This is a genomic window from Xanthomonas sp. NCPPB 1826 (assembly GCF_056725285.1).
On record NZ_CM161521.1, the window covers coordinates 3,645,856 to 3,671,646 of the forward strand.

A 25,791-nucleotide genomic window follows, 5' to 3' on the forward strand; every position below is an offset into this window, starting at 1 on the left:
CCGCGTCGTGCTCACGCCGGCAGCTTGAAGTCGGCGACCGAACGGCGCAGATCGGCGGCGAGCTGAGCCAGGTTGCCGATCGACTCGGCCGTCTGCTCCGCACCCTGCGATGTCTGGCTGGTGATCTGACGGATCACGCCCATGGTCTGTGTGATATCCGTCGCTGCGGCCGACTGCTGGTGCGCGGCGATGGAGATGTTCTTGATCAGGTTGTTCAACGCGTTGGACACGCGCTCGATTTCGGTCAGCGCGGTGCCGGCGTCTTCGGCCAGGCGTGCACCGGACACCACTTCGGAGGTGGTCTGCTCCATCGAGCTGACCGCCTCGTTGGTATCGGCCTGAATGGTCTGCACCAGGCCTTCGATCCGCCGCGTCGCGCCGGAGGTACGTTCGGCCAGGCGCTGCACTTCGTCGGCCACCACCGCGAAACCGCGACCGGCCTCGCCCGCCGAAGCGGCCTGCACCGCGGCGTTGAGCGCCAGGATGTTGGTCTGCTCGGAAATGTCGTTGATCAGTTCCACGATCGAGCCGATCTCCTGCGAGGATTCGCCCAGGCGCTTGATGCGCTTGGAGGTTTCCTGGATCTGGTCGCGGATCTGGTCCATGCCCTGGATGGTCTCGCGCACCACGCCGGCACCTTCGGCGGCGATCACCACCGAGCGCTGCGCCACTTCGGCCGACTCGGTGGAGTTGCGCGATACCTGTTCGATGCTGGCGGCGATTTCGCTGATGCGCTCGGAGGCGGTGGTGATCTGGTTGGCCTGCTGGCCGGCGGCGTCGGCCAGCTGCATCGCGGTGGCCTGGGTTTCCTGGGTCGACACGGCGACCTTGGCCGAGGTGTCGTTGATCGTGGTCACCAGGTGGCGCAGCTCGTCCACGGCGTAGTTGATGGCGTCTGCAATCGCGCCGGTCATGTCCTCGGTCACCGAGGCCTTGACGGTCAGATCGCCCTCACCGAGCGAGCTGATTTCGTCCAGCAGCCGCATGATCGCCTGCTGGTTGCGGCTGTTGAATTCCACCTGCGCCTGGTAACGCACGTCCTGCTCGCGCGAGCGTACCCGCACCGAGCTCCAGACAAAGCCAATGATCGCCAGCAGCGCCAGCAGGCCGGACACCACGCCCAGCCAGAAGTTCGGAAACAGGCGCGTGTCGCGCACCGAGCCGAACGCCGAGAACGCATCGAACAGCTTTTTGCTGTCGTCCAGCATCTTGTTCGATCCGGCGGTCAGCGCGGCGGCCGAGGACTGCGCGGCGAACAGGTTGCGCGAGCTGGCCAGGATGGCGTCGACGTCCTTTTTCATCGTCGCCCACTGCGCCTGCGACTGCTCCAGCGCCGACAACGCGGCCGGGTTGCGCACCGCGGCGATGCCCAGTTCGTCGTTGCCCGCGCGCAGGCCTTCGAGCATCTGCGTGAACACCACCGAGTCGCGTGCCAGCGCATCGCCGGAGGCGGCGGCATTGGCGCCACCGGCGCGCATTTCGGTCACCCGGCGCGCCATGGTGCCGGCGACCACGACCTGCTGCAGCGTGTTGTAGATCTGCGAGGCGGGCGCGCCGCTGACCGTCATCGCGCGCACCACTTCGTTCAACTGCGCCTGCAGCTGCGGCACGCTGCCGGAGAAGCGTTCGGCGTTGCCTGACAGACCGAGCACCGCCGGTTCGCTGGCGATGACCTGATCGGCATTCTTGCTCAGCGGCACCCAGGTCGCCTTGAGCTGGGCCATCGAGCTGGCGACCGAGCCTTCCTGGCCGTAGCGGCCATCCAGTTCGCTGACCGTGCTGTCGATGCGGGCCTTGGTCTCCTTGAACGCGGCAAACGCCTTGGGGTCGCCGGAGACCGCTTCGCGGCCCTGGTTGGCCAGCTGCTGCGACAGCACCTGCAGATCGGCCGCGCCGGTGCCGGCACCGGCCAGGCGACTGCCCTGCCAGGTGGCGACGCCGGTATTGGCGCCGAACACGATCATCGACAACACCAGCAAACCAAGCCAGAAGCTGGTGCTGACGCTGCCGAGCTTGTTGGTCTTGCGGGCGTCCGGGGCGGTACTCATGGTTCGACCTCGATCTGTATGACGTGGCGGGGTCGCGGCTTAGGCCGCGGCCTGCCGGAATTCAGGAGTGCGCGACAGCAACGCCAGGGAGAACACACCCCAGTCCTGCGTCTCGTTGCGGAAGGCACGGTCGATGAAGTGGGCATAGCGGCCTTGCGCCAACTCGCCGGGTTCGACCGCCTGGACCTGCTCGAAGCTGCGCTGACCGTACAGCTCGTCGATGGTCAGCGCGACGTCGCCGCCGCTCTGGCGCATGATCAGCACGCGCTGGCCTTCCTGCAGCACCGTCCGCCGGCCCTCCAGGAACTGCTTCAGATCGATCACCGGGAACAGGTTGCCGCGCAGGTTGCCCACGCCCAGCAGCCAGGGCTGTGCGCCCGGCACCGGGGTGACCGGCGGCATCGGCACGATTTCCGCGACTTCGCGGAAATCCGAGACCAGCCGCCGGGTGCCGACGCGATAACCGACACCGCGCCAGATGTCGGCCGAGAACTGGCGTTCCGGCAGCGGCGTGGCGTGCGCAAGACTACGGCGCTCGTAGTCTTCGAGAATGTCGAATGGAGAACGCATCAACGCACCAGTTGTTTGATGCGGGCGATCAGATCGTCTTCGCGCGGCGGCTTGACGATGTAGTCGCTGGCACCTTGTCGCAAACCCCAGGCCTTGTCGGTTTCCATGCCCTTGGTGCTGACCAGCAGCACCGGGATGTCCTTGGTGGCCTGGTCGCGCGCCAATGCACGCGTTGCCTGGAAACCGCTCATGCCGGGCAGCACCACGTCCATCAGCACCAGATCGGGCGCCTGGCTGCGAATCAGCGCAAGTCCCTCTTCGGCATTGTCGGTGGCGACGACCGTATGGCCTGCTTTTTCCAGCCATTGACTGAAGACTGCCCTGTCGGTGGGCGAGTCCTCGATCAATATAATTCGAGCCATGTTGCCTTTCCCCCTGGTCAGGCGTGGACGTACGTGCGAATCGCGCTCAGTAGTTCTTCACGTGTGAACGGCTTGGTCAGATATTGCTCGGAGCCGACGATGCGGCCGCGTGCCTTGTCGAACAGGCCGTCCTTGGACGACAACATGATCACCGGCGTCGACTTGAAGAGCTGGTTGCCCTTGATCAACGCGCACGTCTGGTACCCATCCAGGCGCGGCATCATGATGTCGACAAAAATGATCTGAGGTTGCTGGTCGGCAATCTTGGCCAGTGCCTCGAAACCATCGGTTGCTGTCACTACTTCACAGCCTTCCCGCTTCAGCAGCGTTTCGGCGGTGCGGCGAATGGTCTTCGAATCATCGATCACCATCACCTTCAGTCCTGCGAGTTCCCCACCCGCAGCAATGTTTTCAGTCATGCAAATATCCCCGGACGCGCGACGCTTCTTCCCTGCCGGCGTCGCTACGAAACTGCATGTATATCCCAAGACCCGCATTGACTGTCAAGGGTACGTTGCCGGGGGCCCGCCAGGCGGACGTTCCGACCGTGTGCAGCTGCGGGCCGAGCGGCAAGTCGCGCATTCACGACCGGCCGGGCGCGCCATCGCCACCGCTTGAAGTTACCATCGGCAGCCTGTTCTAAAGGTTTAGCTCCCCATGTCGCTCGACGTCGTTGTGGTGATGGATCCCATCGCCTCCATCAAGATCGCCAAAGACACCACCTTCGCCATGTTGCTGGAAGCGCAGCGGCGTGGTCACCGCCTGCAGTATGTGCGTCCGGGCGGACTCAGCCTGCGCGAGGGTCGCGCGGTGGCACAGGTTGCACCCCTGAGCGTGCGCGAGGACAAGGCCGGCTGGTTCACCCTGGGCGAGTTCGCCGAACTGGAATTCGGCCCCGGCCAGGTGGTGTTGATGCGCAAGGACCCGCCGGTGGATGCGGAGTTCGTCTACGACACCCAGGTCCTGAGCGTGGCCCAGCGCGCCGGCGCGCAGGTGGTCAACGACCCGCAGGGCCTGCGCGACTACAACGAGAAACTGGCTGCGTTGCTGTTTCCGCAGTGCTGCCCGCCGACCCTGGTCAGCCGCGACTCCGCAGCGCTCAAGGCGTTCGTGCTCGAACACGGCCAGGCCGTGCTCAAGCCGTTGGACGGCATGGGCGGGCGTTCGATCTTCCGCAGCGGCACCGGCGACCCCAACCTCAACGTGATCCTGGAAACGCTGACCGACGGCAATCGCAAGCTGACCCTGGCGCAGCGCTTCATCCCCGACATCAGCGCCGGCGACAAGCGCATCCTGCTGGTCGATGGCGAGCCGGTGGACTACTGCCTGGCACGGATTCCGCAGGGCGACGAATTCCGCGGCAACCTGGCCGCCGGCGGACGTGGCGAAGGCCGGCCGCTGTCCGAGCGCGACCGCTGGATCGCCGCGCAGGTGGGCCCGGAAATGCGCCGCCGCGGCATGCGTTTCGTCGGCCTGGACGTGATCGGCGATTACCTGACAGAGGTCAACGTCACCAGCCCCACCTGCGTGCGCGAGCTGGATGCGCAGTTCGGCCTGAACATCGCCGGGCTGCTGTTCGACGCGATCGAGGCCGGCGCGGCGCAATGAGCGCGGCCGCGGCCCTGCCGGCTCCCATGGACGAGCGCCGCCGGCTGACCGCGACGCTGGTGATCTCGCTGCTGCTGCACGGCGTGCTGATCCTGGGCGTGGGGTTTGCGGTCAGCGAGGACGCACCGCTGGTGCCGACGCTGGATGTGATCTTCAGCCAGACCAGCACCCCGCTGACGCCCAGGCAGGCCGATTTCCTGGCCCAGGCCAACCAGCAGGGCGGCGGCAATCACGCCACCGCGCAACGCCCGCGCGACAGCCAGCCCGGGGTGGTGCCGCAGGACCGCAGCGGGCTGGCACCGCAGGCGCAGCGTGCGACCACGCTGCAGGCGCCGGAGCCGACCCAGACCCGCGTGGTGGCCAGCCGCCGCGGCGAGCAGGCCGTGCCCACGCCGCAACCGAATCCGCAGACCGACCTGCTCTCGCCCACCGATGCGCAACGCGTGCAGCGCGACGCGGAAATGGCCCGGCTCGCCGCCGAGGTGCATCTGCGTTCGGAGCAATATGCCAAGCGCCCCAATCGCAAGTTCGTCTCGGCCAGTACCCGCGAATACGCCTACGCCAACTACCTGCGTGCCTGGGTGGACCGCGCCGAGCGCGTCGGCAATCTCAATTACCCGGACGAGGCGCGCCGGCGCCGACTCGGCGGCAAGGTGGTGATCAGCGTGGGCGTGCGCCGCGACGGCAGCGTGGAAAGCAGCCGCGTGCTGGTCTCCAGCGGCACCCCGGCGCTGGATGCGGCAGCGCTGCGGGTGGTGCAGCTGGCGCAGCCGTTCCCGCCGCTACCCAGGACCAAGGACGACGTGGATATCCTGCAGGTCACACGCACCTGGCTGTTCCTGCCCGGCGGCGAGCTGCACGACGATCGTTGAGCCGTGGCGCGTCCCGACAGGGACGCGTCTTTCTGCGGCATGCCTTTCCGGCGAACTGCGTTGCCCAGTGCGTTGCGCGCGGCCTTTATGCGGCCTGCGCGGCTGCGTACAGCCGGTCGGCCAGCTCGACGATCGCATCCGCGTCCTGCACGCGCGCGCGCCAGGCGGCGGGAATCCCGTCGATACCATGGAATGCACCGGCCAGCTGACCGCAGATGGCCGCGGTGGTGTCGGCATCGTCGCCCAGATTGGCCGCACGCAGCACCGCATCGGCGAACGTGTCGGTGGTGGCGAAGCACCAGAGCGCCGCCGACAGCGCATCGACCACATAGCCGGTGCCGCGGATCCGGGCGGCGGGAACTGCCGCATGGTCGCGCACCGACAACGCACGCAGCGCCGGTGTCGACAGCCCTTCGCAGCGGGTCTGCAACACCTGCTGGCGCTGTCCGCCGAGCAATGCGGCACGCAACTGGAAGGCGAACAGCCGGCAGGCATCCAGCGCTTCGTCGGCAGCATGCGTGGTGCGCGAGCTGTCGGCGGCGCGCTCGCCCAGCTCGTCGGGGCGGTGCGCGTAGTACATCGCCACCGGCGCCAGCCGCATCAGCGAGCCATTGCCGGCCGAGCGTGGATCGGTGCTGCCGCTGAAGGCCGGGCCGCCATCCAGATAGCGCTCCAGTGCCTGCCGCACGGTCGCGCCGATGTCGAAGCAGGTGCCGGTGCTGCTGAGATAGCCGTGCTGGTACCAGTTGCAATAGCGGTTCATCTGGTCGGCGGCGTCGAAGCCCTGCCGATACAGCAGGCTGTGCGCCAGGCACAAGGCCATCGAGGTGTCGTCGGTCCACTGCCCGGCGCGCAGCGCGAACGGGCCGCCGCCGCGCATGTCGTCGATCGGCGTGAAGCTGCCCGGCGCGCAGAATTCCAGCGTGGTGCCGAGCGCATCGCCCACCGCCAGGCCCAGCAGGCAGCCGCGGAAACGCGCGCGTTGCAGGTCGTCGGTCATGGCGCGGCGCCGGCGGCCTTGGCTGCGCGTGCAGCCTGCTGCTCGAGCAGGGTCAGCGCCACGTTGTCGCGCAGATAGGCCGGCTCCACCCGCTCCGGCGCCACGCCTTCGCCGCGCAGCAACGCCGGCACGGCCAGCGTCAGCAGGTCGGCGGCATGCGGTAATGCGGCGGCATCGATGCTGCTCAGCCGGGTCGCAAATCGTTGTTGCAGCACTGCCTCGGCAGCGGCGAACCCGCTGCCGACACCGGCAAAGCGCTGCAGCGTGTCCGGCACGACGCATTCCTGCGGTGCGCACACCACTTCCGGCATCAGCTCCCGCAGCGTATCGCCAGCGCTCGCGAAGACGCCGGCATACACCTCGCCCATGCGCGCATCGATGCAGGCCAGCACCTGCGTCGCCTCGGCGGGCGCGCGCAGGGCCAGCACCTGCAGCGTGGACACCGCCAGCACCGGCACGTCCAGGCCCAGCGCGATGCCCTGCGCAATGCCAATCGCCAACCGCACGCCGGTGAAGGCGCCCGGGCCACGACCGACCGCGATCGCGTCGAGCTGGCGGCGCGCGATGCCGGCGTCGGCCAGCAGTTGCTCGGCCCACGGCAGCGCCAGTTCGGCATGGCGACGCGGCGCCAGTTCGAAGCGCTCCAGCACGCGGCCATCCACGTGCAGCGCGACGGAACAGGCTTCGGTGGAGGTCTCGAACGCGAGGACTTTCATGGCAGGACCGCAGGCAGGAAGGGGACGCTCAGGCGTCGCCGAACGGCAACGCGAGCACGCCATTGTCGCCCACCGGCTCGGCGACGCCAAAGAACGCGCGCACGTCGCCGATCTCGCGGGTGCGCGCAAACGGCGGCAGCGACTGCATGAAGGTGCGGCCGTAGCCCTTGTTCACCAGGCGCGGGTCGCACAGCACCAGCACGCCACGATCGGTCTCGCTGCGGATCAGCCGGCCCACGCCCTGCTTGAGCGCGATCACCGCCTGCGGCAACTGCTCGTCGCGGAACGGGTTGCCGCCGTCGCGGCGGATCGCATCCAGGCGCGCTTCGAACACCGGGTCGTCGGGTGCGGCGAACGGCAGCTTGTCGATCACCACCACGCTCAAGGCATCGCCGACCACGTCCACGCCCTCGCGGAAGCTGGCCGACCCCAGCAGCACGCCATTGCCGGAAGTGCGGAAACGCTGCAGCAAGGTGGCACGCGGCGCCTCGCCCTGCACGAACAGCGGCCACGGCGCGCCGCGCAATGCGTCGGCCGCCTCGCGCAGCGCGCGGTGCGAGGCGAACAGCAGAAATGCGCGGCCATTGGACGCGTCCAGCACCGGCATCAGCGCCGCGATCAGCGCCGTGCCGAATCCGCGTGCGGCAGGATCGGGCAGATGCGGCGGCAGGTAGCACAGCGCCTGGCGCGCCCAATCGAAGGGGCTGGGCTGCAGCAAGGTCACCGGATCGCTCAGGCCCAGGCGCTGCGCGATGTGGTCGAACTCGCCGCCCACCGCCAGCGTGGCCGAGGTGAACACCCAGGCCGCATGCGATTTTTCGCGGTGCTCGCGCAGCGGGCCGGACACATCCAGCGGCGTGCGCTGGCAGCGGAACCCGCGCGGGCTGAGCTCGTACCACAGCACATCGTTGTCGACGGTTTCCGGCAGCTCCTGCTCGAAATCCGGCACCGGCGCATCCTCGCCCAGCCACCGCGACAGCCGCGCCAGCGCTTCCTGCGCACGTGCACAGCAGCCATCGAACCCGGGCGAGGCCTCGCGCAACGGCAGCAGGGCCTCGCCCAGCCGCGCCAGCGACGACAACACCGCATCGAAACCCTCGCGCACCTGCGGCTTGGCCAGCGCGCGCCATTGGGTGCCGCGTGACGGCAGGCCCTCCATGCCCGCACGCAGGCCGCGCAAGGCCTCGTCCAGGGCGAGGATCGGCTCCTGCAGGCTGGCCTGCGCACCGGCGACCAGGCGCGCTTCGACCATGCAGTCGCGCGCCAGTTCCTGCCACGGCCGCATGCCGAAGCTCTCGCCGAAGAAGTTCGCCGCCAGCTCCGGCAGCTGATGCGCTTCGTCGATGACGAAGGCCTGCGCGCCGGGCAGGATCTCGCCGAAGCCTTCCTGCTTGAGCGCCAGATCGGCCAGCAGCAGATGGTGGTTGACCACCACCAGATCGGCGGCCTGCGCGCGCTGGCGCGCCTGCACCACAAAACACTCGCTGTAGAACGGGCATTCGGTGCCCAGGCAGTTGTCGACGGTGGAGGTCACCAGCGGCAGCAGCGGCGAGTCGTCCGGCAGGGCTTCCAGCTCGGCCATGTCGCCGAACTGGGTACGCCCGCTCCAGGCCACGATGCGCTGGAACTGCGAGACCTGCTCGGGCGTGGCAAAGCGGGGCTCGCCGCGCGCCTGCTGGGTGCGGTATTTGCACAGATAGTTCGCGCGGCCCTTCAGCAGCGCGCTGCGCAGGCCGATGCCGAGCGCGGCGCGCACGCGCGGCAGGTCGCGATGGAACAACTGGTCCTGCAATGCGCGTGTGCCGGTGGAGACGATGGTCTTCAGCCCCGACAGCAATGCCGGCACCAGGTAGGCGTAGGTCTTGCCGGTGCCGGTGCCGGCTTCGGCCAGCAGCACATCGCGTGCCTCGAACGCCTCGGCAATCGCGCCGGTCAGGCGCAACTGCGCGGCACGCGGCGCGAACGCATCGAGCTGACGCGCAAGCGCCCCGCCCTCGCTGAGCGCCTCGATGCTGGCAGTGGCAAGTTGGGACATGGGACCGGGAGCTGGGGCAGGAAGCGCGACAGCCTAGCGCGTGCGCGCTGACGCTGCCTGGATTGCGCCGGTGGGCCGGTGGCGGCACTGACCGCGCAGCCGGCGTTTACGCACCGAAACAAACCGCCTGCCGCCGCTGGCGGTCGCGCGCGGGAACGAACGGCTCGCGTCGAGCAGGTGCGCGCAACTGACAGGCGGCATCACGCTCGCCGCGCCTGTCCTGCAGCAGGCGCAGCCGGCGGTGTGGCCGTGCTCAGTAGCGCTTCACGCCGGGCACCGTGCACCCGGCAATCTGCGACTTGGCCGAGGCGGCGTTTTCCTTCTCGCCACGCGCCAGCCGCGACTGCTCGATGGTGGCCCAATGTCGGCGGCACAGCGGCCCGGTCTTGGAGCCCAACTCGATGGCCTGTTTGGCGAAACGCTCGGCGGCGGGCCAGTCGGCCTGCAGCACCGCCACTTCGGCGCGCTCCTGCAGGATGGCGGGATCGCCGGAAACCAGGCCCACGGCCTGATCCAGCGACGCCGCCGCACCGGCCAGGTCGCCGGCCTGGCGCTTGCTCTTGGCGGTCTCGCGCAGGTCGTCCACCTGCGGGTCGCGCAATGGTTGCACCGACAGCTCGGTATCGTCGACGCCGGCCTCGCGTTCGATCAGCAGCAGCCGCTGTGTCGGCGTGGTCGGGTCCACCGGGGCCGGCGGTGGCGCGGGTGGCGCGCTGACGCAGGCGGTAAGTGCGGCAGACACGCCAGCGAGGGCAAGCAAACGGTGCAGTCGGTTCATCAGGTCACTCCAGTCAACGTGCAGGTGCAGCCGCGGCGGGTGCCGGCGCGGGGTCTTCCGGCTTCTTTTCCAGACCGAAGAAGCGACGCCAGCCACCACCGCTGGATTGCTCGGCCGGTGCGGATGCATCGCCGGGCACGCCTTCGATCGACGGTGCATTGCCGGCACAGGGGGCGTAGGCCGGGGTGAAGCCGACCACGAACGGGAACTGGCGCGCGCCCGGGCAGCCGGCATCGGTCACGCCGGTACCGGCCGCGTCCACCCACTGCCAGTCCAGCCCCTTGCCGCTGACCTTCAACGGCGCACTCGGCAGCCGCGCGAAGATGCTCGACCACACCCGCATCGCGCCGGTGGCGCCGTACAGGCCGGTCTGCTCGTTCTGGTCGTTGCCCATCCAGATCACCGCCAGATGGTCGCCGGTGTAGCCGGCGTACCAGCTGTCGCGGCCGTCGTTGGAGGTGCCGGTCTTGCCGGCCGGCGACAACCGCCCCAGGCCATCGCCCAGCAACTGCCGCGCAGTGCCGCCGCTGACCACCTGCTGCAGGGCGATGCTGATCAGGTTGGCCGCCACCGAATCGCCCTCCTGCGCCGGCGCCGGGGTCTTGTCGTAGCGCTTGAGCAGCTTGCCCTGCGGATCGAGCACGCCGCGCACCGCATGCAGCGGCTGGATCTCGCCACCGGCAGCGAGGAACTGGTACAGCTGCGCCATGCCGTACGGGCTCTGGTCGGTGGCACCGAGGATCAGCGAGGGATTGGTGTCGGCCTTGATGCCGGCCAGTACCTGGATCAGCTGCGCGATGCGCTCCGGGCCGACCTGCATGCCCACGCGCACCGTGGCCTGGTTGTAGGAATGCGCCAGCGCATCGATCAGCCGCACCGTGCCGTGACTGCGGTTGTCGGAATTGCCCGGCGACCAGGTCTTGCCGCGGCTGAGCTGCACCGTCACCGGTGCATCGTCGACCCAGCTGGACAGCGCCCAGCGGTCCGGCGAGGCCAGCGCCAGCAGGTAGACGAACGGCTTGAGCAGTGAGCCGACCTGCCGCTGCGCTTCGACCGCGCGGTTGAAGCCCGGCTTGGCCACGTCGCGGCTGCCGACCACCGCCAGCACATCGCCGTTATGCACGTCGGTCAGCACCAGGCCGGCCTGCAGCGGTGGGCGCTTCTTGTTGTCCAGCCGCTTGATGGTGCCGGTCACCGCGCCTTCGGCATAGGCCTGCGCGGACGGCGACATGCCGGTGAGCACGCTCATGCCGGCACCCTGCAGCACGCCTTCCGGGTAATCGTGCGCCAGCTGGCGCCGCACCAGGTCCACATAGGCCGGGAAGCGGTTGGCCGCGACCAGGCCCGGCTCGGTGGGCACGCCCAGCGGTGCGGCCAGCGCGCGCTTGTATTCGGCCGCGTCGATCAGGTTGTTTTCGTGCAGCTTGCCCAGCACGAAATTACGCCGATCCAGCGCGCGCTCCGGGTTGCGCCGCGGGTCGTAGTAGGACGGCCCCTTGACCAGCCCGATCAGCAAGGCGATCTGCTCGGTGGTCATCGAATTGAGCTCGCGGCCGAACCACAGTTCCGCGCCCGAGGACACGCCGTGGATCGCCTGCCCGCCGCGCTGGCCCAGATAGACCTGGTTGAGATAGGCCTCCAGGATGGTGCGCTTGTCGTAACGCGCCTCCATGATCACTGCGTAGAGAATTTCGTTGAACTTGCGGGTGACGGTCTGTTCCTTGCCGATGCCGAGCAGGCCGCTGCGCGCCAGCTGCTGGGTCAGGGTGCTGGCACCCTGGCGGACCTGGCCGCCGGAGCGCGCCATGATCCAGGCCGCACGCACCATGCCGCTGAGATCGATGCCGTGGTGGCTGTTGAAGTCACGGTCCTCGACCGCCTGCAGGCCGGTGACCAGCAGCTCGGGCACTTCTTCCATGCGCACCAGGCGGCGCTCTTCCTGCTTCTGCCCGTACAGCGTGGCGATGCGCGCCGGGTCCAGCCGCGCACTCTTGAGCGCCTTGCGGTCGCCGGCGTCGCGCAGGCTGGCCACGCGCCCGCCGGAGAGGCTGACTTCCACCCGCCGCGCAGGCACGCGCCCATCCACATCGATATAGCCGCGGCTGGCGATGGTGAAGCGGCTGCCGTCCTGCTGGTAGGTGCCGGCCAGCTTGGCTTGCCCGTCGTCACGGTAGGAGGCGGCGTCCAGCTCGGTCTTCAACGTGGCCGCATCCAGCGCATTGCCCGGTGCCAGCACCAACGGCCGCCCGTACACGCGGGTCGGGATCTGCCAACGCAGCTCGCCAAACCGCTGGGTGACCTGCTTGTTCAGATACACCGTGTAGGGAATCAGGAAACCGAGCGCCAGCGCGAATGCCGCAAAGGCCCAGACAATCAGCCTGCGTTGCCAGCGGGAACCTTGCTCGGTGGAGTCGTCCTCGAAATCGTCGGGAGCGTCGTTGTCGTGGCGTCGGGGCACAGGAATGCGAGAATGTAGAGTCCGGCGAGTCTAGCGCAGCGCTGTCGTGGTTGTGGCCGGCCGGCCCCTCTGACTTAAGAGCGGCTAACAAAACGGCCACGCTCACCGTCAGCGGGCACGGACCGTCTCCGGCATCTGCGGGTACCCTGCGTCCCCTGCGCTTGCCTTGCGCCGTCCTCGCCGCCTGACGACTGCTCGCCGGGTTTTCTTCGCCACGCCACGTCTGGAGTTCCAACGGAATGTCGATGTCCCTGGCCGATGCACGCTATCTGTTCAATCGCGTGCTTGGGCTGATTCACCGCAGCGTGGCGAGCATGCGCACACGCGGCTGGCGCGCCACCTGGCAGCGCATTCGCGTGCATACGCAGGCACCACCGGTGGCGCTCGGCACGCCGCTGTGGTTGCCGGAAGCGGGGCCGTTTGCCGCGTTTGCGGTTCCGCACAGCGACACCCCGCGCGTGACGCTGGTGATTCCGGTCTACAACCACATCGCGCACACGCTGGCGTGCCTGCGCGCACTGGCGGCGCATCCGCCGCTGCTGGATGTGGAGATCATCGTCGTGGACGATGGCAGCAGCGACGCCACGCAGGCGCAGCTGCCGCAGGTGCAAGGGCTGCACTACCACCGGCGCGCCAGCAATGGCGGTTTCATCGCCGCCTGCAACGACGGCATCGCCCTGGCGCGCGGCGACTACGTGGTGCTGCTCAACAACGACACCATCCCGCAGCCCGGCTGGCTGGATCGGCTGATCGACACGTTTGCCCAGCACCCCGGCGCCGGGCTGGTCGGCGCGCAACTGGTGTACCCGGACGGACGCCTGCAGGAATCCGGCGGCGTGGTGTTCGCCGATGGCAGCGCCTGGAGTTACGGCCGCTTCGAATCGGCCGACGACCCGCGCCATGCCTATGTGCGTGCGATGGACTACTGCTCCGGCGCGGCGATCGCGCTGCCACGCGCGCTGTTGCAGACGCTGGGTGGGCTGGATCGCCGCTACATGCCGGCGTACTACGAAGACACCGATCTGGCGTTTGCGGTGCGTGCCGCCGGCTACCGGGTGCTGGTGCAGCCGGCCAGCGTGGTGGTGCATGACGAGGGCACCAGCAATGGCACCGACACCCGCACCGGGGTGAAGGCGTACCAGGTGCGCAACCAAGGCGTGTTCGCCGACAAGTGGCAGCAGGCGCTGGCAACGCAGCTGCCGCCCGGCACGGTCCCCGGGCCTGCGCTGCTGCATCGTGGCCAACGCCAGGTGCTGATCCTGGACGAATGCGTGCCGCAACCCGATCGCGACTCGGGCTCGTTGCGGCAGTTCAATCTGATCCGCCTGCTATGCGAAGAAGGCGCGCACGTGGTGTTCGTGCCGACCCGCCGCGAACACGCCGGACGGCACACGCAGGCACTGCAGCAGTTGGGCGTGGAAGTCTGGTACGCGCCGTTCCTGGACGGCATCGGCAGCTGGCTGCGCACGCACGGCCCGCGGTTTGCGGTGGTGCTGCTGGTGCGTCACCACGTTGCGCATGCCTGTCTGCCGCTGCTCAGACAATACGCCCCGCAGGCACGCACCCTGTTCGACACCGTCGACCTGCATTACCTGCGCGAGCGCCGCGGCGCCGAGCTGGCCGGCGATGCCAACCTGTTGCGCGCGGCCGAACGCACCCGTCTGCGCGAGCTGGAGATCATGGCAGCCACCGATGTCACCTTGCTGGTCTCGGCGGCCGAACAGGCGCAGCTGCAGGCGGACGCACCGCAGATCCGCACCGCCCTGCTCTCCAACCTGCATGAGGTGGCCGGCAGCGGCCGCCACTTCGAGCAACGCCACGACTTGGTGTTCGTCGGCGGCTTCCGGCATCCACCCAATGTGGATGCGGTGCAGTGGTTCATCAGCGCGATCTTTCCGCAGGTGCGCGCGCAATTGCCGCAGGTGGTCTTCCACTGCATCGGCGCGGACATGCCGGAGGCGCTGACACTGCTGGCCGACGAATGCCCAGGCGTGCAATTGCATGGGCATGTGCCGGATCTGCTGCCGTTCATGGAGAACGCACGTATCGCGGTGGCACCGCTGCGCTTCGGCGCCGGCGTCAAAGGCAAGATCAACCTGAGCATGGCGCACGGGCAGCCGGTGGTCGGCACCACCTGTGCGGTGGAAGGCATGCATCTGCGCGACGGTGAGGATGTCTGCGTGGCCGATGATGCCGATGCCTTCGCTGCGGCGATCGTCCGCCTATATCGCGATGCGGCACTGTGGCAGCGCCTGGCCGACAACGGGTTGCAGAACGTGGCCCGGCATTTTTCGCTGGATGCGGCGCGTGGCACGGTGCGCGCGCTGTTTATCGCGGAGTGAGTGTGCGCCGGGCGCGCAGGGATGGCGCTGTGAGCAGCGCCGCCGAAGACAGCCGCTGCGTCAACGCTGCTCGGTCACGGCCTTGACCCGGCGCGTGAACTCGGCTAATTCCGGCAGCCCCGGATCCAGCTGGTGCGCCTCGTCCTGCGCGCGTCGTGCAAAGGCGGCGTCTTCCTGTCCAAGGCGTTCGCTGCCCACCGCAACCCAGCGTTGCGCAAGCCGTCGACGCGCGCCGGCCAGTGCATCGCCGTTGGGCGTCAGCGCCTGCCAGGCATCCAGGCAGCCGCGCGCGGCACGCAGGCGGTTGTTGCGCAGCTCGTCCTCGAAGCAGCGCTGGCTGGCCGGCACCACACGTGCGGCGGCCTGCAGCACGCGTGGATCGCGCGGCGCCAGCGCCTGCGCGGCACGCACCGCATCGTAGGCACTGGCGCCGGGCGGCGTCATCCACTGCTGCTGCGCTTCGGCAGCTGCCACCCGTTGCAGCAACGCGCGCAGGCGGCGCTCGCGGGTACCGCGCGACAGCCCGGTCTCGGGGCTGCGCTGGGCATCGCGGGCACGCGCAATCGCCTGCTCGGCCTGCGCAATCGCTGCGGCGCCGGGCAGCAAGGTCTTGGCTTCCTGCAGCGACTGCAGCGCGGCGTCGAACTGGAAATCTGCCGCCTGCCGGCCGGCTTGCGCGGCATATTCGCCTGCTACCTGCTCCAGCCCACGCTGGGCGGCCACATCCGCCGGCTCGGCTGCCAGCACTGCGGTGAAATCGCGTGCGGCCGGTGCCAGCCGGCCACGCCGCAACAGGCCCTGCGCGCGCTGACGGCGCTGGTCCAGCGCACGGTGATAGTGGCCTTCGGTCAGCGGCACATCGGCATGCCCGGCGTCATAGCGCTTGGCGGCGGCCAGCAGCATCGCCGCATCGGCCAGCGCATCGCGCGCCAGGGCCTGGCGCGCCTGCGCCAGCAGATCTGTCAGGGCGTCCTCGCGTCCTTCCAGCGCATCGGTGCGGTCCGGTGCCAGGGTCAGGATGCGCTGATACAACGGCAGCGCGCTGTCCGGGCTGCCATCCAGGCGCCCGTGCTGTTGCGCGGATACCGCCTGTGCGAACAAGGCGTCCAACCCGGCCCGACGCGCCTGCAACTGGCGCAGGCGCAGTGCCACCGGTGCGATCTGCGCCTGCGGTACCTCCAGCGCGCCCGCCAGCGTCAGCGCGCGCTGCGCAGCAGCGGCATCCCCGGCCGCAATCGCCGCGCGCGCCTGCACCACGGCGGCGGCACCGGTGCGCGCCAGGCCGGCGCGGGCTTCGCCACGATCGCTGTCCAGCGCAAGCGCAGCAGCGAACAGTTCGCGCGCGCCGTTGCCATCGGCCGCACTGAGATGGCCACGCGACAGCGCCGCATCGCCCCGCTGCAGCAGTTGCTGGATACGCGTGTCCGGCCACAGCCAATCGGCCAGCGGCTTGCGCAGCACGACCGTGGCCAGCAGGAGACAGGCACACAAGGCCAGCACCACGCGCCATAGCGCGCGGCTGCGCAATGGTGCCCAGAGGCGAGGCGATCTTGCCCAGCGCGGAAGCGGGAGCATGCGGTGGCGTCCGTCCTTGGCGCGACCTGACGGGGACGCGTTCACCCCGTCATGGTAGCTGGCTGCTGCGAAGACGATGTGGGCTTGGGGGAATCGGGAATCGGGAATCGGGAATCGGGAATCGGGAATCGGGATTCGGAAGCGGGAAGCGGGAAGCGGGCACACCTTGTTTGCTGTGGGTGCGGTCTGTTTCCAGGCGATGGGCGCCGGCGGGCTGCGGCGCACTCAACCGAGTCGCCGCACCTCGCTCACCCCAGGCAAGGCGTCCAGCTTGCCAAGCAGGCTGGACAGCTGGTCGTAGTCGCTGACCTTCAGGCGCAGGCGCAGTTGCGCCCTGCCGGTGTCGCGCACGTTGTCGCTGTTGATTTCCAGCACGTGCGCGTCCTCCTGCGCGATCAGGTTGGTGATGTCCTTGAGCAGCCAGCGGCGGTCGACTGCGCGCACCTGCACATCCACCTCGTAGCCGCTGCCGGCCTGGCCCCACTCCACCGGCAACACGCGCTGCGGATGGGCCGCGGCCAGACGCGACAGTGCCGCGCAATCGGTGCGGTGCACGGTGATGCCGCGGCCGCGGGTCAGATAGCCGGCGATCGGCTCGCCCGCCACCGGCTGGCAGCAGCGTGCCAGCTGCACCAGCAGATTGCCCACGCCCTGCACGGTGAACTTGGACTTGCCCAGGCCGTCGCGGCGCGCGGTGGGCCGTGGCGGCGCCGGCACCGCCGGCTGCGAGGCGGCCCGCTCGGCTTCCAGCAGCGCACGGCTGACCTGGTTGGGCCCGGTATCGCCCAGCGCCACCTGGATGTACAAGTCGTCGACATTCTCGGCGTGGAACTTGCGCGTGGCCACGCTCAGGTCGGCGTGCTGCAGGCCCAGCCGCTTAAGCTCGCGATCGAGCAGGTCCTTGCCGGCCTGTACGTTGCGCGCGCGGTCGAGCTTGTGGAACCACGCGCGCACCTTGTCGCGCGAACGCCCGCTGGCCAGGAACCCATTGGACGCCAGCAGCCAGTCGCGCCGCGGGTCGGCCTCCTTGGCGGTCATGATCTCCACGCGGTCGCCGCTGCGCAGCCGGTAGGTCAGCGGCACGATGCGGTCGTTGACGCGCGCGCCGCGGCAGCGATGCCCGACCATGGTGTGTACGTGATAGGCGAAATCCAGCGGCGTGGCGCCTTGCGGCAGGTCGATGACCTCGCCCTTGGGGGTCAACGCATACACGCGGTCTTCGATCAGCTCGGCGTCCAGCGCGCCGGCCAGTTCGCCGTGGTCGCCTTCCTGCACCTGCTCCAGCAACTGGCGCATCCACAGGATCTTGCGGTCGAAGGCTTTTTCGCCGCCCTTGCCGCCTTCCTTGTATTTCCAGTGCGCGGCCACGCCGAGCTCGGCCTGCGCGTGCATCTCGTGGGTGCGGATCTGGATTTCGATCGTGCGCCCTTCCGGGCCGACCACCGCGGTATGCAGCGAGCGGTAGTCGTTGGCCTTGGGCCGGGCGATGTAATCGTCGAACTCACTCGGCACCGGCGCCCACAGCGAGTGCACCGCCCCCAGGGCGGCATAGCAGGCGGCCACGTCATCGACCATCACCCGCACCGCGCGGATGTCGTACAGCTGGTCAAAGGAAAGGCGCTTTTTCTGCATCTTCCGCCAGATGCTGTAGATGTGCTTCGGCCGCCCGCTCACCTCCCCGCGCAGGCCCTGCTGGGCCAGCGTCGTCGACAGGGTGCGCTTGACCGCGTCCAGATAACGCTCGCGCGCCACGCGGGTTTCGTCCACTTCGCGGGCGATGCGGCGGTAGGTCTCCGGCTCCAGATGCCGGAACGCCAGGTCCTCCAGCTCCCACTTCACCTGCCAGATGCCCAGCCGGTTGGCCAGCGGCGCATGGATGTCGCGGGTGAGCTGGGCCAGTGCGCGGCGCTGTTCTTCGCTCAGGCGGTCGGCCACGCGCATGCGCGCCAACTGCCGCGCCAGCAGGATCGGCACCACCCGCAGGTCGTGGATGATGGACAGCAGCAGCCGCCGCAGACCTTCGCTGTTGCGCCCGGCCTCGCGACCGGCGTGCAGGGCCCAGACCTGATCGGCCGCATCCAGCCCGTCCAGCAGGCCTTCGACCGCCACCCGGCGCTCGGCCGGCTGCCACGGCAGGCCGGCGATCGCGCCGCGCAACGCCGGCAGGTCGAACAGCAATGCCGCAATCAAGGTGGCCTCGTCGGCGGCCAGCAGCGCCAGCGCGTCCAGGGTGTCGGCGAGCAGCGTCCAGGCCACGTCCTCGCTTGGCGCCGGCAACTGCTGCCAGGCCTGCGCCAGGGCATCACGCAGATCTGGCGCGATCGACGCGATGGCGGGACGCTGCAGCAAGGCATGCAGGCGCTCGAGTGAGGAACTGGTCACAGCGGTGGACACGGCGATGGGCAACAACGGGGGGCTGACAGCTACGGTAACGTGCGCGTCACCTTCTCCACAACGCGCAATCGCTGCATCGTCGGCACAATCCCGCGTGCTTGCGCTTATGGTCGGTTCACCCGCCAACGTCTTGATTCGCAACCGCTGTGCGCCGCTTGTGCGGCAATGCTGCAGGCCAATCGGCACGCTCAATCGGCTTTTTACGTGCTTTTTACAACTCGCCCAAACCGCCTGCCTATCCTCCAGTGGCGTTGTCGCTGCGTCCTGCCGCGGCGACGTCACTCCAACCAACTGCGAGGTAGCCGATGAAGACCTGGAAGAAGCCTGTCGTTCGTGAAGTCAATTGTGGCGCCGAGATCAACTGCTACGTCTCCGGCGAATTCTGAGCTCACCTGCCGCCCCTCCTCCCGATGCATGACCGGCAATCGCCGGCAGATAGGTAACAGTTCTCCATGCGCATCATCGTTCTGGGATCGGCGGCCGGCGGTGGGCACCCGCAGTGGAATTGCCACACACCCGCCAGCAGGCGGGCATGGCAACAAGCCGATGGTGCCCAGCGTCGTACCCAGGCCAGCATCGCCGTCAGTGCCGATGGCCAGCGCTGGGTCCTGATCAACGCCTCCCCCGACTTCCGTCAACAAATCCTTGCAACGCCCGCACTCTGGCCGCAGCGTGACTTGCGGCATTCGCCGATCAAAGCGGTGCTGCTGACCAGCGGCGAGATCGACCATATCGCCGGATTGCTGTCGATGCGCGAGAGCCAGGCGTTCTCGCTGCATGCCAGCAGCCGCGTGCTGGATCTGCTGTCGCAAAACCCCATCTTCGATGCGGTCAATCCCGCCTACGTGCAGCGCCAGCCATTTGCGCTGGACACGCCGGTGTCGCTGCTGGGCCTGCAGCTGACGCCATTCTCGGTACCCGGCAAGGTGCCGCTGTTCATGGAGTCGCGTAGCGGCGGCGACCTGGCCGGTTCCAACGAGGAAACCCTCGGGCTGACCATCGACGATGGCCAGCACCGCGTGCATTACATTCCCGGCTGCGCGGCGATGACCGATGCACTGCGCGCGCGCCTGCAAGGCGCCGAACTGGTGTTCTTCGACGGCACACTGTGGCGCGACGACGAAATGGTGCAACTGGGCATCAGCCAGAAGACCGGCCAGCGCATGGGCCACATGAGCATCGACGGCCCCGACGGCACGATTGCCGCGTTCGCTCCGCTGGAGGTGGCGCGCAAGATCTTCATCCACCTCAACACCACCAATCCCGTGCTCGACATCCACTCGCCGGAGTACGCCAGCGCGCGCGCCAGCGGCTGGGAAGTCGCGCACGACGGCCTGGAGATCACCCTGTGACCACCCTGCTCACCCCGGACCAGCTGGAGGCGGACCTGCGCGCCATCGGCGCCCGCCTGTACCACGACCAGCATCCCTTCCATGCGCTCCTGCACGAGGGCAAGCTCGATCGCGGCCAGGTCCAGGCCTGGGCGCTGAACCGCTTCGAATACCAGCGCTGCATTCCATTGAAGGACGCCGCGATCCTGGCGCGCATGGAAGACCCGGCGTTGCGGCGGATCTGGCGGCAACGCATTCTCGATCACGACGGCAACAGCCCCAGCGATGGCGGCATCGCGCGCTGGCTGCACCTGACCGACGCGCTCGGCCTGGAGCGCACGCTGGTGGAATCCGGCCGTGCGCTGCTGCCCGGCACCCGTTTCGCGGTGCAGGCCTACCTGCAGTTCGTGCGCGAAAAAAACCTGCTTGAGGCGATCGCCTCCTCGCTGACCGAGCTGTTCGCCCCCAACATCATCGGCCGGCGCGTGGCCGGCATGCTCAAGCATTACGACTTCGTCTCGCCCGAAGCGCTGGCCTATTTCGAGCATCGTCTGACCGAGGCGCCGCGCGATTCGGATTTTGCGCTGGACTACGTCAAGCAGCACGCCGATACCGTCGAAAAACAGGCCCTGGTCAAGGCCGCGCTGCACTTCAAGTGCTCGGTGCTGTGGGCGCAGCTGGACGCATTGCACGTGGCCTACGTCGCCCCGGGCATCGTGTGGCCGGATGCGTTCGTGCCCGACCGCGACGCCAGCCGGGCCGCGGCGTGAGCAGCATCACCCGCGACAGCCAGCCGGCCCTGCGCGCAGGCGTGCGCCTGCAGCACGACCGCGCGCGTGACCAATGGGTGCTGCTGGCGCCGGAACGCGTGGTCGAGCTGGACGAGATCGCACTGGTGGTGGCGCAGCGCTATGACGGCACGCGCTCGCTGGCGCAGATCGCGCAGGAACTGGCAGGCGAATTCGATGCCGACGCGGCTGATATCGAGATTGATGTGATCGAGCTCACCACCACGCTGCATCAGAAGCGTCTGCTGCGGCTATGACCGTCGCCCCGCCGCCACTGTCGGTGCTGCTGGAGCTGACCCATCGCTGCCCGCTGGCCTGCCCGTATTGCTCCAACCCGATCGCGTTGGCGGCGCTGCGCGAGGAAATGAACACCGCCGGCTGGCGCTCGCTGCTGCAGCAGGCCGCCGACATGGGCGTGCTGCAGGCGCATTTTTCCGGCGGCGAGCCGATGCTGCGCAAGGACCTGCCCGAGTTGGTGGCGCATGCGCGCGCGCTCGGGCTGTACAGCAACCTGATCACCTCCGGCGTGGCCGGCGGCGAGCCGATGCTGGACCAGTTGCAGGCGGCCGGACTGGAGCATGTGCAGCTGAGCGTGCAGGACGTCGACCCGGCCGGTGCCGACCGTATCGCCGGCTATCGCAACAGCCTGGCAAAAAAGCGCGAGTTCGCCGCCGCCGTGCGTGCGCGCGGCCTGCCGCTGACGCTCAATGCGGTGCTGCATCGCCATAACGCCGAGCGCGTGCCCGGCATGATCGCGCTGGCGCTGGAATGGCAGGCCGAGCGCATCGAAGTGGCGCACACCCAGTACTACGGCTGGGGCCTGCGCAATCGTGCCGCGCTGATGCCCAGCCGCGAGCAGCTGATGGCCACGATTGACGCGGTGGAATCCGCCCGCCGCGAGCTCGGCGACCGCCTGGCGATCGACTTCGTCACCCCCGATTACTACGCGCGCCAGCCCAAGCCGTGCATGGGCGGCTGGGGCCAGCGCTTCGTCAATATCTCCCCGCGCGGCGATGTGCTGCCCTGCCATGCGGCCGAAACTATCGACGGCATGCGCTTTGACAACCTGCGCGAGCGGTCGCTGGCCGACATCTGGAACAACGGCGAGGCCTTCGTGCGCTTCCGCGGCACCGCATGGATGCCGGAGGTCTGCCAGGGCTGCCCCAAGCGCGAGATCGACTGGGGCGGCTGCCGCTGCCAGGCGCTGGCGCTCAGTGGCGATGCCGCCACGCTGGACCCGGTCTGCGAACGCTCGCCGCGGCATGCCGAGGTGCGCGTCACCGCCGAACGCGAGGCGGCCGCACTGCCGCCGGAGTTCGTCTACCGCCGCCCCGGCCGCCCCGAACGCGTGGCTTCGGCCAGCGCAGATGCACGAACCGCCGACGCGCCATAGCCGGCTGCGGCAGGCGCGGGCTAGCGTCTACACTAGCCGCCTCTTCTGATCGGATGGCATTCATGTCGCTCGCGCGCCGCATTCCCTTGCTGGTCTGCCTGACCCTCGCCCTGAACGCCGCTCCGGCCCTCGCGCAGCGCGCGGTGCAGGGCGACCTGCAATCGCAGATGAGCGCCGAACAGTTCAAGGCCGCCGGCCTGGACAAGCTCGATGCCGGCGAACTGGCCGCGCTCAACGACTGGCTGCAGGGCAAGGTGGCCAAGGAAGCCGCGGTCGTGGTCGAACAGGCCAAGGAAGCCGGCCGCCAGGAAGTGATCGTCAAGAACCGCGGCTTCTTCGATTTCGGCAGCAAGGAGCCGATCGAGAGCAACATCGTCGGCGAGTTCAAGGGCTTTTCGAAGGGGCGCGTGTACACGCTGGCCAATGGCCAGGACTGGGAGCAGACCGACGCTGCGACGCTGTCGGGCGTGCGCAAGGAGGCCCCCAAGGTCAAGATCAAGCCGGGTCTGGTCGGCGTGTGGTATCTGCAGATCGAGGGCTACAACACGCAGGCCAAGGTGCGCCGGGTCAAGTAAGCGCGTCCGGGCATTGCCGGCCCACCACCGCAGACTGAGCAGGCCAATCGGAGAACACGCATGCGTTCGATGACACGTTGCAGCCTGGCGCTGCTGGCGTCGCTGGCCTGGCTCGCAGGCGTTGCGCCTGCAGATGCGGCCACGCCCCCCCTGTCAGCGCAACAATGCGCTGATGCGCCCGAAGTCGGCATCGACCAGGCGCTGGTGTGCTATCACGATGCCATCGAGCGCCAACCGCTGGTCTACCGGCGCGTGGCCACCAGCATGGTGGGCGGCGTCGAAAGGCGCGATTACCTGCTGACCTCGCAGCAGTGGTCGCCGGAGGACCTGGTGCAGCCGGCCAGCTGGCAGCACGATGTGGCGATCTACGTCCCGGCGGATGCGTTGCCGACGCGTGCGCTGCTGATCTCCACCAATGGCACCCGCCAACCGGCCGATGGCGGCGCGCCACAACCGTCCAGCGAATTGCCGCCCGAGGCCCTCGCGGCATTGGCGCAACGCAGCCGCACCGTGGTGATCGCGCTCGGCGATCTGCCCAGCCAGGCATTGACCTATCGCAACGATGGCACGCCGCGCCGCGAAGACGACAGCGTCGCCTACAGCTGGTCGCTGTTCCTGGCTTCGCCGCAACGACGCAAGACCATGCCGCTGCACGTGCCGATGGCCGCGGCGATCGCGCGCACCATGAGCCTGGCCGAACGCGAATTGGCGCCGTTGCAGATTCATCGCTTCATCCTCGCCGGCGCCTCCAAGCGTGGCTGGGCGAGCTGGCACGCCACCATCGCCGATGCGCGCGTGGAGGCCGTGGTGCCGTTCGTGATCGACATCCTCAATCTGCCGGCCGTGCTCGAGCACATGTCCCGGGCCTATGGCGGCAACTGGCCGATCGCGTTCGGCGCCTACGCTAGGCAGGGAATCACCGCGCAGCTGCACACGCCGGCATTTGCGCAATTGGTGCAACTGCAGGACCCGCTGAGTTATCTGCACACGCCGCAGCGCAAACGCCTGGCCGTGCCCAAGTACATCGTCAATGCCAGCGGCGACGATTTCTTCCTGCCGGACAACACGCAGTTCTTCTACGACGCGCTGCCCGGCAGCAAGGCGCTGCGCATGGTGCCCAACAGCGCGCATAACGGCATCCGCGCCTCCATCGTCGACAGCCTGGTGCCCTTCGTGACCCGGCTGCAGCAGCAGCGTGCATTGCCAAAGGTGCGCGATTCCCTGCACGCAGGCGAACACCCGCAGATCCGCTTCCAGTCGTCCGAGCGCCCTGCGCAGTTGCGTCTGTGGCAGGCGAGCAACCCGGCAGCGCGCGATTTCCGCTATGCCTGCGGCATTCGTTACAGCGCCACGCCGATCACACCTGCACGCGGCAACACGGTGTCGGTACCGGTGCAGATTCCCGATGCCGGCTGGAGCGCGCACTTCGTCGAAGCCACCTATGCGGACGGCTTCGTCACCACCAGCCAGACCTACGTGCTCGGCAAGCAGCGCTACCCGACGCAGGCGCCACCCAGCGACGGCGCGGCCTGCAGCACCTTGCCAGGCGTGGCCTCTGCGGCGGCTGCGCGCTGAGCCAGCGAATGCACGGAGCGCTGACGCAGCCAGGCTGGCGGTAGCCACCGCCGAAGCAGTGTCGATGTCGCGGGGCGATGCCAGCGCCGCTCAGCGTCCAGATGGCGACAACAGACGCGACCGTTGCGCCAGCGCAGCGGCGCGTGCGCGCGCTTCCGCACTGCGCAATCACGCCCGTGCAGACAGCCCTGAAATGGGCGATTTTGCACTTGAGTCCGCCAGCAAGATCGATCCAACCCGACTGAACCATTGACATCGTTGTCACCAACTTCTACACAGGCCGCTACTCGCCGATCGCATTGGCCGCTCGGACGACTCCAAAGGACTGCACGTGGCTGCGACTTCGCGTTCTGCTCTCGCTTCTGGCTTGCCCACCGCACCGGTTGCCACCGGCTTCATCGCGGCCGACGTGGGTGGCACGCATGTGCGGGTCGGCCACATCGCCCGGGCAGGTACTGCTGCGACCGAGTTGTCGCATTACCGCACCTACCGCTGCGCCGAACACGCCAGTCTGGACGCCATCCTTGCCGACTTCCTGCAGCAACGGCGCGACATCGAGGCGGTGGTGATCGCCAGTGCCGGGGTGGCGCTGGACGATGGCAGCTTCATCAGCAACAACCTGCCGTGGACGATTTCGCCTGGCCGCATTCGCGCCGCGCTTGCCGTGCCCAACGTGCACCTGGTCAACGATTTCGAAGCGGTGGCCTACGCCGCACCGCTGATGGAACAACGCGCCGCGCTGCAACTGAGCGGGCCGACGCCGCGGCATGCGCGCGCCAGCGGCCCGATCCTGGTGGTCGGCCCCGGTACCGGGCTGGGTGCGGCGGTCTGGATCGATGCCAAGCCACGCGCGATCGTGCTCGCCACCGAGGCCGGTCAGGTTGCCCTGGCCAGCAACGACGAGATGGAACTGCAGGTGCTGCGGATCCTGTTGCGTGGCGAGCGCTATCTGCCGCTCGAACATGTGCTGTCCGGGCCCGGCCTGCTGCATCTGTACAACGCCCTGTGCGAACTGCAGGGCGCCACGCCCCGCCATCGGCTGCCGGCCGCGATCACGCATGCCGCGCTGCACGAAGACGATGCATTGGCACGCGATTGCCTGCAGGTCTTCTGCGCCATCCTGGGCAGCGCGGTCGGCGACATGGCGCTGGCCTATGGCGCCGCCGGCGGTATCTATCTGGCCGGCGGCTTTTTGCCGACGATCGGGCCGTTCCTGCAGAACAGCCGTTTTCGCGAGCGTTTTCTGGCCAAGGGACGCATGCGCGTGGTGCTCGAACGCATTCCGGTCAAGTTGGTCGAGCACGGGCAACTGGGCGTGCTCGGCGCGGCCAACTGGTATCTGCAACACCACGCTGACCTGACGTAAGCGAT

Annotated in this window: 22 protein-coding genes; 11 read left to right on the forward strand and 11 right to left on the reverse strand. The window is 68.5% G+C overall.

Going from position 1 to position 25,791, the window contains the following annotated elements; all coding sequences use genetic code 11:
- Positions 1–11: 11 nt before the first annotated feature.
- The 4 genes from AC1PLA_RS15415 to pilG are packed head-to-tail and all read right to left on the reverse strand — an operon-like array spanning position 12 to position 3,399.
- Positions 12–2,048, reverse strand: coding sequence for a methyl-accepting chemotaxis protein (locus AC1PLA_RS15415; RefSeq protein ID WP_016904289.1), 2,037 nt, complete (start codon positions 2,046–2,048; stop codon positions 12–14).
- 39 nt (positions 2,049–2,087) lie between these two features.
- Positions 2,088–2,618, reverse strand: coding sequence for a chemotaxis protein CheW (locus tag AC1PLA_RS15420; protein ID WP_003482487.1), 531 nt, complete (start codon positions 2,616–2,618; stop codon positions 2,088–2,090).
- Positions 2,618–2,980: a response regulator gene (locus tag AC1PLA_RS15425; RefSeq protein WP_024940328.1), complete on the reverse strand. Its 363-nt coding sequence runs from the start codon at positions 2,978–2,980 to the stop codon at positions 2,618–2,620. The genes AC1PLA_RS15420 and AC1PLA_RS15425 overlap by 1 nt, the downstream gene beginning before the upstream one ends.
- A 17-nt stretch (positions 2,981–2,997) precedes the next feature.
- On the reverse strand, positions 2,998–3,399 hold the full coding sequence (gene pilG / locus AC1PLA_RS15430) for a twitching motility response regulator PilG (protein WP_024711139.1): 402 nt from the start codon (positions 3,397–3,399) through the stop codon (positions 2,998–3,000).
- A 238-nt stretch (positions 3,400–3,637) separates the two neighbouring features.
- Here pilG and gshB point away from each other — a divergent pair, with 238 nt between their 5' ends.
- Positions 3,638–4,588, forward strand: coding sequence for a glutathione synthase (gshB, locus tag AC1PLA_RS15435; protein WP_024940329.1), 951 nt, complete (start codon positions 3,638–3,640; stop codon positions 4,586–4,588).
- Entirely contained in the window at positions 4,585–5,460 is an 876-nt protein-coding gene (locus AC1PLA_RS15440; protein ID WP_039519592.1) for an energy transducer TonB family protein, read from the forward strand. Before gshB ends, AC1PLA_RS15440 begins: the two co-directional genes overlap by 4 nt.
- Before the next feature lie 85 nt (positions 5,461–5,545).
- Here AC1PLA_RS15440 and AC1PLA_RS15445 read toward each other — a convergent pair whose 3' ends face one another.
- The 5 genes from AC1PLA_RS15445 to mrcB form a co-directional block, all read right to left on the reverse strand.
- Positions 5,546–6,460 (reverse strand): ADP-ribosylglycohydrolase family protein, encoded by a 915-nt coding sequence (locus AC1PLA_RS15445; protein ID WP_016904593.1) that lies wholly within the window; start codon positions 6,458–6,460, stop codon positions 5,546–5,548.
- On the reverse strand, positions 6,457–7,176 hold the full coding sequence (tsaB, locus tag AC1PLA_RS15450) for a tRNA (adenosine(37)-N6)-threonylcarbamoyltransferase complex dimerization subunit type 1 TsaB (protein WP_047127010.1): 720 nt from the start codon (positions 7,174–7,176) through the stop codon (positions 6,457–6,459). Before tsaB ends, AC1PLA_RS15445 begins: the two co-directional genes overlap by 4 nt.
- Before the next feature lie 28 nt (positions 7,177–7,204).
- Positions 7,205–9,211 (reverse strand): DNA repair helicase YoaA, encoded by a 2,007-nt coding sequence (yoaA, locus tag AC1PLA_RS15455; RefSeq protein ID WP_039519583.1) that lies wholly within the window; start codon positions 9,209–9,211, stop codon positions 7,205–7,207.
- Between the two features lie 253 nt (positions 9,212–9,464).
- Complete coding sequence (locus tag AC1PLA_RS15460) at positions 9,465–9,989, reverse strand: tetratricopeptide repeat protein (RefSeq protein WP_024940334.1); 525 nt, start codon at positions 9,987–9,989, stop codon at positions 9,465–9,467.
- 13 nt (positions 9,990–10,002) lie between these two features.
- The gene (gene mrcB / locus AC1PLA_RS15465) at positions 10,003–12,447 is read right to left on the reverse strand and encodes a penicillin-binding protein 1B (protein WP_024940335.1); all 2,445 of its coding nucleotides are present in this window, start codon (positions 12,445–12,447) and stop codon (positions 10,003–10,005) included.
- Positions 12,448–12,686: 239 nt separating this feature from the next.
- Between mrcB and AC1PLA_RS15470 the strand changes: the two genes are divergently transcribed.
- On the forward strand, positions 12,687–14,789 hold the full coding sequence (locus AC1PLA_RS15470) for a glycosyltransferase (RefSeq protein WP_481104875.1): 2,103 nt from the start codon (positions 12,687–12,689) through the stop codon (positions 14,787–14,789).
- A 60-nt stretch (positions 14,790–14,849) separates the two neighbouring features.
- Here the strand turns inward: AC1PLA_RS15470 and AC1PLA_RS15475 are convergent, their stop codons facing one another.
- Positions 14,850–16,364 (reverse strand): hypothetical protein, encoded by a 1,515-nt coding sequence (locus tag AC1PLA_RS15475; RefSeq protein ID WP_349779888.1) that lies wholly within the window; start codon positions 16,362–16,364, stop codon positions 14,850–14,852.
- 225 nt (positions 16,365–16,589) lie between these two features.
- Complete coding sequence (locus AC1PLA_RS15480; RefSeq protein WP_349779889.1) at positions 16,590–18,773, reverse strand: RelA/SpoT family protein; 2,184 nt, start codon at positions 18,771–18,773, stop codon at positions 16,590–16,592.
- Positions 18,774–19,063: 290 nt separating this feature from the next.
- On the opposite strand from AC1PLA_RS15480, the gene pqqA reads away from it, so the two are divergent.
- The 8 genes from pqqA to AC1PLA_RS15520 all read left to right on the forward strand — a co-directional run bounded on the left by pqqA (position 19,064) and on the right by AC1PLA_RS15520 (position 25,786).
- Positions 19,064–19,144, forward strand: a complete 81-nt coding sequence (pqqA, locus tag AC1PLA_RS15485) for a pyrroloquinoline quinone precursor peptide PqqA (RefSeq protein WP_002812057.1) — start codon at positions 19,064–19,066, stop codon at positions 19,142–19,144.
- A 66-nt stretch (positions 19,145–19,210) separates the two neighbouring features.
- The gene (pqqB, locus tag AC1PLA_RS15490; RefSeq protein ID WP_481104876.1) at positions 19,211–20,110 is read left to right on the forward strand and encodes a pyrroloquinoline quinone biosynthesis protein PqqB; all 900 of its coding nucleotides are present in this window, start codon (positions 19,211–19,213) and stop codon (positions 20,108–20,110) included.
- Positions 20,107–20,859: a pyrroloquinoline-quinone synthase PqqC gene (gene pqqC / locus AC1PLA_RS15495; protein WP_349779891.1), complete on the forward strand. Its 753-nt coding sequence runs from the start codon at positions 20,107–20,109 to the stop codon at positions 20,857–20,859. The genes pqqB and pqqC overlap by 4 nt, the downstream gene beginning before the upstream one ends.
- Complete coding sequence (gene pqqD, locus AC1PLA_RS15500; protein ID WP_184518208.1) at positions 20,856–21,134, forward strand: pyrroloquinoline quinone biosynthesis peptide chaperone PqqD; 279 nt, start codon at positions 20,856–20,858, stop codon at positions 21,132–21,134. Before pqqC ends, pqqD begins: the two co-directional genes overlap by 4 nt.
- Positions 21,131–22,270, forward strand: coding sequence for a pyrroloquinoline quinone biosynthesis protein PqqE (gene pqqE, locus AC1PLA_RS15505; protein ID WP_481104877.1), 1,140 nt, complete (start codon positions 21,131–21,133; stop codon positions 22,268–22,270). Before pqqD ends, pqqE begins: the two co-directional genes overlap by 4 nt.
- A 62-nt stretch (positions 22,271–22,332) precedes the next feature.
- Positions 22,333–22,845 carry a hypothetical protein gene (locus AC1PLA_RS15510; protein WP_039519558.1) on the forward strand — a complete coding sequence of 171 codons (513 nt, stop codon included), beginning with the start codon at positions 22,333–22,335 and terminating at the stop codon, positions 22,843–22,845.
- A gap of 60 nt (positions 22,846–22,905) precedes the next feature.
- The gene (locus AC1PLA_RS15515; RefSeq protein WP_481104878.1) at positions 22,906–24,420 is read left to right on the forward strand and encodes a PhoPQ-activated pathogenicity-related family protein; all 1,515 of its coding nucleotides are present in this window, start codon (positions 22,906–22,908) and stop codon (positions 24,418–24,420) included.
- Between the two features lie 331 nt (positions 24,421–24,751).
- A complete protein-coding gene (locus tag AC1PLA_RS15520; RefSeq protein WP_481104879.1) occupies positions 24,752–25,786 on the forward strand; it encodes a glucokinase family protein in 1,035 nt (344 codons plus the stop codon).
- Positions 25,787–25,791: the final 5 nt, after the last annotated feature.

What these genes read in the sequence shown, in the direction of transcription:
- AC1PLA_RS15415 (WP_016904289.1), bottom strand. Translation starts at nt 2,048, where the DNA reads ATGAGTACCGCCCCGGACGCCCGCAAGACCAACAAGCTCGGCAGCGTC.
- AC1PLA_RS15420 (WP_003482487.1), bottom strand. Translation starts at nt 2,618, where the DNA reads ATGCGTTCTCCATTCGACATTCTCGAAGACTACGAGCGCCGTAGTCTT.
- AC1PLA_RS15425 (WP_024940328.1), bottom strand. Translation starts at nt 2,980, where the DNA reads ATGGCTCGAATTATATTGATCGAGGACTCGCCCACCGACAGGGCAGTC.
- pilG (WP_024711139.1), bottom strand. Translation starts at nt 3,399, where the DNA reads ATGACTGAAAACATTGCTGCGGGTGGGGAACTCGCAGGACTGAAGGTG.
- gshB (WP_024940329.1), top strand. Translation starts at nt 3,638, where the DNA reads ATGTCGCTCGACGTCGTTGTGGTGATGGATCCCATCGCCTCCATCAAG.
- AC1PLA_RS15440 (WP_039519592.1), top strand. Translation starts at nt 4,585, where the DNA reads ATGAGCGCGGCCGCGGCCCTGCCGGCTCCCATGGACGAGCGCCGCCGG.
- AC1PLA_RS15445 (WP_016904593.1), bottom strand. Translation starts at nt 6,460, where the DNA reads ATGACCGACGACCTGCAACGCGCGCGTTTCCGCGGCTGCCTGCTGGGC.
- tsaB (WP_047127010.1), bottom strand. Translation starts at nt 7,176, where the DNA reads ATGAAAGTCCTCGCGTTCGAGACCTCCACCGAAGCCTGTTCCGTCGCG.
- yoaA (WP_039519583.1), bottom strand. Translation starts at nt 9,211, where the DNA reads ATGTCCCAACTTGCCACTGCCAGCATCGAGGCGCTCAGCGAGGGCGGG.
- AC1PLA_RS15460 (WP_024940334.1), bottom strand. Translation starts at nt 9,989, where the DNA reads ATGAACCGACTGCACCGTTTGCTTGCCCTCGCTGGCGTGTCTGCCGCA.
- AC1PLA_RS15470 (WP_481104875.1), top strand. Translation starts at nt 12,687, where the DNA reads ATGTCGATGTCCCTGGCCGATGCACGCTATCTGTTCAATCGCGTGCTT.
- AC1PLA_RS15475 (WP_349779888.1), bottom strand. Translation starts at nt 16,364, where the DNA reads ATGCTCCCGCTTCCGCGCTGGGCAAGATCGCCTCGCCTCTGGGCACCA.
- pqqA (WP_002812057.1), top strand. Translation starts at nt 19,064, where the DNA reads ATGAAGACCTGGAAGAAGCCTGTCGTTCGTGAAGTCAATTGTGGCGCC.
- pqqB (WP_481104876.1), top strand. Translation starts at nt 19,211, where the DNA reads ATGCGCATCATCGTTCTGGGATCGGCGGCCGGCGGTGGGCACCCGCAG.
- pqqE (WP_481104877.1), top strand. Translation starts at nt 21,131, where the DNA reads ATGACCGTCGCCCCGCCGCCACTGTCGGTGCTGCTGGAGCTGACCCAT.
- AC1PLA_RS15510 (WP_039519558.1), top strand. Translation starts at nt 22,333, where the DNA reads ATGTCGCTCGCGCGCCGCATTCCCTTGCTGGTCTGCCTGACCCTCGCC.
- AC1PLA_RS15515 (WP_481104878.1), top strand. Translation starts at nt 22,906, where the DNA reads ATGCGTTCGATGACACGTTGCAGCCTGGCGCTGCTGGCGTCGCTGGCC.